Below are 8956 nucleotides of genomic sequence, written 5' to 3' on the forward strand. Positions count from 1 at the left end.
CCCGGCGCCGCGCGGCGCGCGACCGGGTACGGGCCGTTACGACTCCGGCACCAGCGGCGCGAGCAGATCGGCCACCGCGGCGAGTTCACCGGTGCCCTGCGGGGTGCGCGCCAGCAGAGGCACGCGGAGCACGCCCGAATCCGCGAACCGCTCGTCCAACAGCGCCAGCACCTCGGACTGCCCCGCGAGGTGCCGGCCGAGCAGCCCGGTCGCGTCACCGGGCACCACCCGATTTACCAGCACCGCGCCGAGGCGCAGTCCGCTTCCGGTGAGCGTGTCCGCCGCGCGCACCGTCTCGGCGAGCGGCAGCCGCTCCGGCACCACGACCAGGTGCACCCGCGACCGGCTCAACAACCGGTCCCGCATCCGCTCGAGACGCTCGCGGCGGGAGTGCAGCCGCCGCAGGAGGGGGTCCGGTTCGTCGTCGGCGGCCTCACCCACCATGCCCGCCACCATCCGGTCCAGCCCCCGCACCTTCTCGCGCTGCCGCGCCAAACCCTCGATCCACGGGGTGAGCAGCGCGGGCAGCGTCAGCAGCCGGAGCATGTGCCCGGTCGGGGCGCTGTCCACCACGAGGCCGTCCCACTCGGTCCCGACCTGTCCCACCAGCTCGGTGAGCCGGTCCAGCAACGCCGACTCCACCGTGCCGGGGCTGTCGGCGGCGCGCGCGAGGTGCCGTTCCACGGCGGGCAGTACCTCGCGGGGCACCGCGTGCCGCGCGTCCTCGGCCACCTCGGCCACCCTGCGCCGCGCCTGATCCTCGCCGCTGATCTCAGCCGCCCACAGCCGCGGCGCCACCGGCACCGGTTCGTCGGAGAGCCCGGTGCCGAGCACGTCCCCCAGCGAATGCGCCGGGTCGGTGGACACCACGAGCGTGCGCGCGCCCCGGTCCGCGGAGGCCAGCGCGAACGCCGCCGCCAGCGTCGTCTTGCCGACGCCGCCCTTGCCACCGAAGAACCGGATCAACAGCACACCCCGGGATCACCGAAGCTCTCCCGGCCCATCCGGCGGTGCCACTCGTGCACGTCGGCCACCAGGTACGGGATCACGTCCAGCGTCTCGTAGGCCACCGGGTTGTCCACACCGAGCGAGTCGAGCAGCACGAGCGCCCGCAGCGTGTCCTGCTCGCGGCGGGCCTGCCCGCGCAGGCCCTGCCGCCACCGGGCGGTGAACAGCGCGTCATGCCCGGCTTCCAGTTTGCGCCAGGCCGAGGCTAGACGCCCGCGCACCGTCACCGCTCCGGTTCCGGCTCCGGCTGGGGTTCCGCGGGCACCTCGTCCCGCGCCGTCCACGTCTTCCGCAGCGCGATCGCGGCTTCCACGATGAGCCAGACCGCGAGGACGAAGATGATCGCGTCGAGCGGGGCGAGCACCCACTGGCCCTCGTCGATGAACTCGCCGAGGTTGATCACCAGCGCCCACACGGTCATGATCAGCAGGAACACCAGCGGAACGAGCACCGCGACGGGGTTGCGGCGGTTCTTGGTCACCCACACCGCGATCACGGCCAGCGCCAGGCCCGCCGTGAGCTGGTTGGTGGTACCGAACAGCTGCCAGAGCACGCCGAAGGTGTACCCGTCCTCCCCACCGCCGGGCAGCAGTGCCATCACCAGCGGAACGAGCACCGCGATGGCGGTGGCCAGCAGGATGTTGCGCGAGATCCGGCGTGCTCCCGCGATCTCGGCGATCTCCTGGACGATGTAGCGCTGCAACCGGACACCGGTGTCCATCGTGGTCGCGGAGAAGCTGATCACGACGATCGAGGCGAAGATGACGCCGATGGCGGTCGGCACGCCGAGGTTGTTGGCGAACCCGGCCACGCCCTCGACGAAGTTCGTCGTCGCCGACCCGGATGCGGACCCGAAGTCGGCGTAGGCGGCGTCCCACTCGGCGGTGGTGGCGAAGAGACCGGCGGTGCACGCCAAAATCGAGCCGAGCGCCAGCGAACCCTCGCCGACGGCTCCGAGGTACCCGACGTGCCGGGCGTCGGTCTCCTTGTCGAGTTGCTTCGACGTCGTGCCGGAGGCGACGAGGCTGTGGAAGCCGGAGATCGCGCCACAGGCGATGGTGATGAACAGCAGCGGGAACCAACTGGGCGAGTCGTCCGGGGTGTCGTTGATCGCCGGGGCGACGATGGTGTCCATCCCGACGACGACACCGAGCCCGATCACGCCGAGCGCGATGAGCAACTGGTGCGAGTTGATGTAGTCGCGCGGCTGGAGCAGCACCCACACCGGGATGCGCGAGGCGATGAAGGTGTAGCAGAACAGCAGGATGACCCAGATGTTGCGCTCGCTCAACAGGCCGTCCGCCGCGGCGACGCCCTCGAGCGAGATCGGCAGCGCCTGCCCGAGCAGGATGGAGGCGTAGAGCAGGATCACGCCCACGATGGAGGGCAGCAGGGCGGCACTGCGCGTGCGGTAGACGTACTGCCCGATCGCGATGGCGAGCGGGATCTGCAACAGGATCGGAAGCACCGCTTCGGGGTAGGCCACGAACAGGTTCGCGATGACCACCGCGAACACGGCGTTGACCAGCGTCAGCAGGAAGAAGATGATCAGCAGGAACAGCGTGCGCGCCCGCTTGTTGATCACTTCCTTCGCCAGCGTGCCGATGCTCTTCGCGCGGTGCCGCACCGATACGGCCAGCGCGCCGAAGTCGTGCACGCCCGCCGCGAAGATCGTCCCGAGCACCACCCAGGCCAGCGCGGGGCCCCAGCCCCAGAACACGGCGATGGCGGGGCCGACGATCGGCGCGGCGCCCGCCACGGACGTGAAGTGGTGCCCGAACAGCACGTGCTTGTTCGTCGGCACGAAGTCGACCCCGTCGCGCATGCTGTGCGCGGGGGTGACGAAGGTGGGGTCGAGGGCGTAGACCTTGCTGGCGAGATAACCCGAGTAGTAGCGGTATCCGAGGTAGAACAGCGCACCCACGACGGCTGCGACGACGATGGCAGGCATGCCGCTCACTCCTCGGAGACGATCTCGACCGACGATGTCGAGCAGGCACGGTAACAGGCGGACCGGGAAGGGGTAAGGCTTGACAAGGGGCGAATTCGCTGCGTTGTGGCGCCGGGCCATCACCGCGGAGGTGTGCTGGCTGGGCGCCGACGGCACGCCCACCGCGTTGACCGCCACTCCCCTGCTCGACCGGGGCGTGCCCTGCGTCGCGCTGCCGTACGCGCGCGCGGACGAGGCGGAGAGCCTGCGCGCGGCGGACACGGTGGCGTTCGCGGTCACCGACTCCCGGTCGCTGCCCGCCGACGGAAACGGCCTGGCCCGCACCGGCGCGGTCGAGGTGGTCGACGACCTGGACGGCGACCACTTCACCGTCGAACTGCTCGGCCAGGAGCTGCTGAAGTATCCGCCGTCGCGGGTGCTGGCCGACAGTCCGCTGCTGTGCCGGGAGAACTGGTGGTGGCTGCCCCGGATCATCGTCCGGCTCACCCGGGGTGGCCACACCGCGCGGCTGCCCGCGCGCACCGACCCGGCCCGGCACGCCCTGCACGCCCTGCTGGTCAGCGCGGGCGGAGGGCAGCCGCGCGTGGACACGGCGCACGTCGGCCCGCTCGACGACGCGGAGACCGGAGATCCCGTGCCGCTGCGCGCGGTCTCCGGCGGTGGGTTGCCGGACCGCACGGGAGCGGGCATGGTGTTCGGCTACGACTACTCCGTGCCCGACCTGGAGCGCTGGGAGACGTGGTCGGCCGTCGGTACCGTGGCGGACCGGGCGTTGGAGGTCACCCGGCGGCACGGGCGCCAGGACACCGACCTCGCCCCGCTGCGGCTGGTGCGGCGGATCCGCGGGCAACGGAGCATGGCCGCGCGGTGCAGGCGCGGCATCGTAGCGGCCGAACGCCGGGGGTGAGCGTCCCCGTCCCACCATGCGGGCGGGCTGGACCGGCGCCCGCGCGACCTGCGACTCTCGCCGACGTGACTTCAGCAGGTGTGTCCCTCGTGGTGCGGCGCCACGTCGACTTCCTGCGCGTCTCCAGCAGCCTCTGCCGGCGCTGATCTTTCTCGCGTCGTCTGCCTTTTTTCCGCGGACACGGCGCCGGCGTACGGCGAGCCCCACCCCGGGTGCGGCGGGCCCCCGCGATCGCGGCACGTGCGCGGCGTCTCGACACTCCACGACAGGACCCGGAGGACATCGATGGCCCCGAACGCAGGCAGCTCCACCCGGCCCCGACGGCCTCGCGGGGAGGGACAGTGGGCGCTGGGTTACCGCGAGCCGCTGAACCCGAACGAGCGTTCCAAGAAGGACGACCCGCCGCTCAACGTGCGAGCCCGGATCGAGAACATCTACGCCCCCGGCGGCTTCGACTCGATCGACCCGGGTGACCTGCGCGGACGGTTCCGCTGGTTCGGTCTCTACACCCAGCGCAGGCCCGGCATCGACGGCGGGCGCACCGCCACGCTCGAACCCGAGGAACTCGACGACCGCTACTTCATGCTGCGCGTGCGTGTCGACGGCGGCGCGCTGACCACCGACCAGCTCGCGCTGCTGGGCGAGCTGTCCCAGACCTACGCGCGGGACACCGCCGACATCACCGACCGGCAGAACATCCAGTACCACTGGATCCGGATCGAGGACGTGCCCACCCTCTGGCGCAGGCTCGAGGAGGCGGGGCTGACCACCATGGAGGCCTGCGGTGACAGCCCGCGCGTGATCCTCGGTTCCCCGGTCGCCGGCATCGCCACCGACGAGGTGATCGACGGCACACCGGCGATCGACGAGATCCGCCGCCGCTACATCGGCGCGCCCGAGTTCGCCAATCTGCCGCGCAAGTTCAAGACCGCGATCTCCGGCCAGCAGGACGTGGCCCACGAGATCCACGACGTCGCCTTCGTCGGCGTCGAGCACCCCGAGCACGGACCCGGTTTCGATCTGTGGGTCGGGGGCGGTTTGTCCACCAACCCGATGCTCGGCGTACGGCTGGGCGCGTGGGTGCCCCGCGACGAGGTGCCCGAGGTCTGGGCCGGGGTGGTGAGCGTGTTCCGCGACTACGGCTACCGCAGGCTGCGGTCCCGGGCGCGGATCAAGTTCCTGGTCAAGGACTGGGGCGCGGAGCGCTTCCGCGAGGTTCTCGAGACCGAGTACCTGCACCGGAGGCTGACCGACGGCCCCGCTCCCGAGGTTCCCGGCCACCCGCTGGACCACGTGGGCGTGCACCGCCAGACCGACGGCAACGTCTACGTCGGCGCGGCTCCGGTGGCGGGCCGGACCTCGGGCTCGTTGCTGCTCGCGGCGGCCAAGGCGGCGGAACGCGCGGGGTCGGGCCGGGTGCGGCTGACCCCGCAGCAGAAACTGATCGTGCTGGACGTGCCGGAGACCGAGGTCGACGGACTGCGCGCCGAACTCGCCGAGGCGGGCCTGCACAGTGATCCGTCGCCGTGGCGACGGTCCGTGATGGCCTGCACCGGGATCGAGTTCTGCAAACTCGCCATCGTCGAGACCAAGCAACGCGCCGCCGACCTCGTCGCCGACCTGGACAAGCGGCTCGCCGACATCCAGGACGGTCTGGAGCACCCGGTCAGCGTCCATCTGAACGGGTGCCCGAACTCCTGCGCCCGCATCCAGGTCGCCGACATCGGGCTGAAGGGCCAGATCGTCACCGACGCCGAGGGCAACCAGGTCGAGGGCTTCCAGGTGCACCTCGGCGGTGGCCTGGGCCTCGACGCCGGGTTCGGCCGTAAACTGCGGGGGCACAAGGTCACCGCGGGCGAGCTGACGGAGTATGTCGAACGAGTCGTACGCAACTACCACGCCCAACGTGAACCCGGCGAGCGGTTCGCACAGTGGGTCGCGCGCGCCGAGGAGGCCGACCTCAAATGAGTGAAGCAGCGCCCAGCCGCGCCACACCCTTTCACTGTCCGTACTGTGGCGACGAGGATCTTCGTCCGGAGCCGGAATCGGCCTGGCTGTGCTCGTCGTGCCGGAGGGTCTTCTCGGTGAGGTTCATCGGTTTGCGGATACCGGAGGTGACGCGATGACGTCGGCAGCGACGCCGGAACGGCTCAAGGCGCTCGCGGACGAGGCGGGCGAGCGGCTCGCCGACGCGACCGCGGAACAGGCGCTGCGCTGGGCCGTGGAGCAGTTCGGCGACGACCTGATCGTGGCGTCCAACATGCAGGACGCGGTGCTGATCGACCTGGCGACCCGGGTCAAACCGGACGTCGACGTGCTGTTCCTCGAAACCGGCTACCACTTCGCCGAGACCATCGGCACCCGCGACGCCGTGGCCACGACCTACCCGCGAATCCGCATCGTCAACGCCTACCCCGAGCAGACCGTGTCCGAGCAGGACGCCGAGTACGGCCCCCGCCTGCACGACCGCGACCCGAACCGGTGCTGCGAGCTGCGTAAGGTGTTGCCGCTGCGCAGGACACTGGCCGACTACTCGTGCTGGGTCACCGGCGTCCGCAGGGCCGATGCCCCCACCAGGGCGAACACGCCGATCGTGACGTGGGACGACCGCAACGGGCTGGTCAAGGTCAATCCCATCGCCGCGTGGACCGACGAGGAGTTCGACGACTACATCGAGCAGGGCGGGATCATCCGCAATCCGCTCGTGGCCGAGGGGTATCTCTCCATCGGGTGCGCCCCGTGCACCGCGAAGGTCGCGCCGGGAGACGATCCGCGCAGCGGGCGCTGGGCGGGCACGTCGAAGACCGAGTGCGGCCTGCACGCCTGAAAGCACGAGCCGAACACCGACGCGCGTCGAGGAAGGGACGTCATGACCACTGCGCAAACCGCGACCGACGCGGCCAGGGACAACCTGGCCGCGCTTGAGTCGGAAGCGGTGCACATCTTCCGGGAGGTCGCGGGCGAGTTCGACCGCCCCGTCATCCTCTTCTCCGGGGGCAAGGACTCCACGCTGCTGCTGCACCTGGCGATCAAGGCGTTCCACCCCGCGCCGGTGCCGTTCCCGCTGCTGCACGTGGACACCGGGCACAACTTCGACGAGGTCATCCGGTTCCGCGACCACGTGGTGGACACCTACGGCCTGCGGCTGATCGTGGCGCGCGTGCAGGACTACCTCGACGACGGCAGGCTCACCGAACGCCCCGACGGGACCCGCAACCCGCTCCAGACCCAGCCCTTGCTCGACGCCATCTCGGACAACAGGTTCGACGCCGTGTTCGGCGGAGGCAGGCGGGACGAGGAGCGCGCCCGCGCCAAGGAGCGCATCTTCAGCCTGCGCAACGCCTTCGGCCAGTGGGAGCCGCGCAGGCAGCGCCCCGAACTGTGGAACCTCTACAACGGCAGGCACCGCCCCGGCGAGCACGTGCGCGTCTTCCCGCTGTCGAACTGGACCGAGGCGGACGTGTGGAACTACATCGCGCGCGAACGGGTCGAACTGCCGTCGATCTACTACGCGCACAAGCGGTCCGTGTTCGCCCGGGACGGCATGTGGCTCACCGAAGGCCCGTGGGGCGGGCCCCGCGACGGTGAGGAGGTCCACGAACTGATGGTGCGCTACCGCACCGTCGGCGACGGGTCCTGCACCGGCGCCGTCGAGTCCGAGGCCACCACGGTGGAGGAGGTCATCGCCGAGGTGATGGCCAGCAGGCTCACCGAGCGCGGCGCGACCCGTGCCGACGACCGGCTCTCCGAAGCCGCCATGGAGGACCGCAAGCGGGAGGGGTACTTCTGATGTCGAGCCTGTTGCGACTGGCCACCGCGGGCAGCGTGGACGACGGCAAGTCCACCCTGGTCGGCCGCCTGCTCTACGACACCAAGTCCGTACTGGCCGACCAGCTCGACGCCGTCCAGCGCGCCAGCGTCGACAAGGGCCTCTCCACGCCGGATCTGTCCCTGCTCGTGGACGGGCTCCGCTCCGAGCGGGAGCAGGGCATCACCATCGACGTGGCCTACCGCTACTTCGCCACGCCCCGGCGCAGCTTCGTGCTCGCCGACACCCCGGGACACGTGCAGTACACCCGCAACACGGTCACCGGCGCCTCGACCGCGCGGCTCGCCGTGCTGCTCGTCGACGCGCGCAACGGCGTGGTGGAGCAGACCAAGCGGCACGCGGCGGTGCTGGCCCTGCTGGGTGTGCCGCAGCTCGTGCTCGCGGTGAACAAGGTGGATCTCATCGGCTACGACGAGGCCGCGTTCACCGTGATCGCCAAGGAATTCGCCGCGCACGCCGCCTCCCTCGGCTACGCCGAGGGGTCGGTGCTGGCCGTGCCGGTCTCGGCGCTGCACGGCGACAACGTCGCCACGCGCTCGGAGCACACCCCGTGGTACCAGGGGCCCACACTGCTGGAGCACCTGGAGACGGTGCCCGTGGCGCCCGACCCGCACGAGGCCGCGTTCCGCTTGCCCGTGCAGTACGTCATCCGGCCCCGCACCGCCGAACACCCCGACTACCGCGGCTACGCGGGCCAGATCGCGGCGGGCACCGTGCGCCCCGGCGACGAGGTCGCCGTGCTGCCGCAGGGGCTGACCACCACCGTGGAGCGGGTGGACACCCCGGACGGCCCCGTGGCCGAGGCCGGAGCGGGCGCGTCGGTGACGGTGCTGCTCTCCGACGACCTCGACGTCGCGCGCGGTGACCTGGTGGCCTCGGCCGCGCACCGGCCGAGCGTGACCGACGAGTGCACGGCGACGCTGTGCTGGCTGTCCACCACACCGCTGCGGCCGGGCACCAAGGTCCTCGTCAAGCACGGGACCCGCACGGTGCAGGCACTGGTCACCGAGCTGGGTTCCCGGTTCGACGAGCAGACCCTGTCCACCGTCGCGGCGCCGGAGGCGCTGGAACTCAACGAGATCGGCAGTGTCGGCCTGCGGCTGGCCGAGCCGCTGCCGGTGGACGACTACGCCGACAGCCCGCGCACGGGCGCGTTCCTGGTGATCGACCCCGCGGGCGGCGACACCCTCGCCGCCGGTCTCGTCGGCGAGCGCTTCGGCGTGCTCGGTGCCCGTGCCTGAGCACGCCTCCGCGGCCGGAC

The 8956-nt window shown here is 71.2% G+C and carries 9 protein-coding genes; 6 read left to right on the top strand and 3 right to left on the bottom strand.

Annotated elements, in window-relative coordinates; translation table 11 throughout:
* Nucleotides 1–36: 36 nt before the first annotated feature.
* The 3 genes from SACSA_RS0113290 to SACSA_RS0113300 are packed head-to-tail and all read right to left on the bottom strand — an operon-like array spanning nt 37 to nt 2959.
* The gene (locus SACSA_RS0113290; RefSeq protein WP_019816413.1) at nt 37–972 is read right to left on the bottom strand and encodes an ArsA family ATPase; all 936 of its coding nucleotides are present in this window, start codon (nt 970–972) and stop codon (nt 37–39) included.
* Entirely contained in the window at nt 963–1229 is a 267-nt protein-coding gene (locus SACSA_RS0113295) for a cory-CC-star protein (protein ID WP_232212950.1), read from the bottom strand. Before SACSA_RS0113295 ends, SACSA_RS0113290 begins: the two co-directional genes overlap by 10 nt.
* A gap of 2 nt (nt 1230–1231) precedes the next feature.
* The gene (locus SACSA_RS0113300) at nt 1232–2959 is read right to left on the bottom strand and encodes a carbon starvation CstA family protein (protein ID WP_019816415.1); all 1728 of its coding nucleotides are present in this window, start codon (nt 2957–2959) and stop codon (nt 1232–1234) included.
* 79 nt (nt 2960–3038) lie between these two features.
* Here SACSA_RS0113300 and SACSA_RS0113305 point away from each other — a divergent pair, with 79 nt between their 5' ends.
* From SACSA_RS0113305 to SACSA_RS0113325, 6 genes are all read left to right on the top strand, one after another.
* A complete protein-coding gene (locus SACSA_RS0113305) occupies nt 3039–3866 on the top strand; it encodes a hypothetical protein (RefSeq protein WP_028661846.1) in 828 nt (275 codons plus the stop codon).
* 285 nt (nt 3867–4151) lie between these two features.
* Complete coding sequence (locus SACSA_RS0113310) at nt 4152–5834, top strand: nitrite/sulfite reductase (protein ID WP_019816417.1); 1683 nt, start codon at nt 4152–4154, stop codon at nt 5832–5834.
* Complete coding sequence (locus SACSA_RS26840) at nt 5831–5992, top strand: Insertion element protein (RefSeq protein ID WP_083940247.1); 162 nt, start codon at nt 5831–5833, stop codon at nt 5990–5992. Before SACSA_RS0113310 ends, SACSA_RS26840 begins: the two co-directional genes overlap by 4 nt.
* Nucleotides 5989–6693 carry a phosphoadenylyl-sulfate reductase gene (locus SACSA_RS0113315; protein WP_019816418.1) on the top strand — a complete coding sequence of 235 codons (705 nt, stop codon included), beginning with the start codon at nt 5989–5991 and terminating at the stop codon, nt 6691–6693. The genes SACSA_RS26840 and SACSA_RS0113315 overlap by 4 nt, the downstream gene beginning before the upstream one ends.
* A gap of 42 nt (nt 6694–6735) precedes the next feature.
* Complete coding sequence (gene cysD / locus SACSA_RS0113320; protein WP_019816419.1) at nt 6736–7656, top strand: sulfate adenylyltransferase subunit CysD; 921 nt, start codon at nt 6736–6738, stop codon at nt 7654–7656.
* A complete protein-coding gene (locus SACSA_RS0113325) occupies nt 7656–8936 on the top strand; it encodes a sulfate adenylyltransferase subunit 1 (RefSeq protein WP_019816420.1) in 1281 nt (426 codons plus the stop codon). Before cysD ends, SACSA_RS0113325 begins: the two co-directional genes overlap by 1 nt.
* Nucleotides 8937–8956: the final 20 nt, after the last annotated feature.

The organism is Saccharomonospora saliphila YIM 90502 (genome assembly GCF_000383795.1).
Taxonomy (GTDB): Bacteria; Actinomycetota; Actinomycetes; order Mycobacteriales; family Pseudonocardiaceae; genus Saccharomonospora; species Saccharomonospora saliphila.

Coding starts and splice junctions, on each gene's coding strand:
- SACSA_RS0113315 (WP_019816418.1), top strand. CDS start 5,989: ATGACGTCGGCAGCGACGCCGGAACGGCTCAAGGCGCTCGCGGACGAG.
- SACSA_RS0113325 (WP_019816420.1), top strand. CDS start 7,656: ATGTCGAGCCTGTTGCGACTGGCCACCGCGGGCAGCGTGGACGACGGC.
- SACSA_RS0113300 (WP_019816415.1), bottom strand. CDS start 2,959: ATGCCTGCCATCGTCGTCGCAGCCGTCGTGGGTGCGCTGTTCTACCTC.
- SACSA_RS26840 (WP_083940247.1), top strand. CDS start 5,831: ATGAGTGAAGCAGCGCCCAGCCGCGCCACACCCTTTCACTGTCCGTAC.
- cysD (WP_019816419.1), top strand. CDS start 6,736: ATGACCACTGCGCAAACCGCGACCGACGCGGCCAGGGACAACCTGGCC.
- SACSA_RS0113310 (WP_019816417.1), top strand. CDS start 4,152: ATGGCCCCGAACGCAGGCAGCTCCACCCGGCCCCGACGGCCTCGCGGG.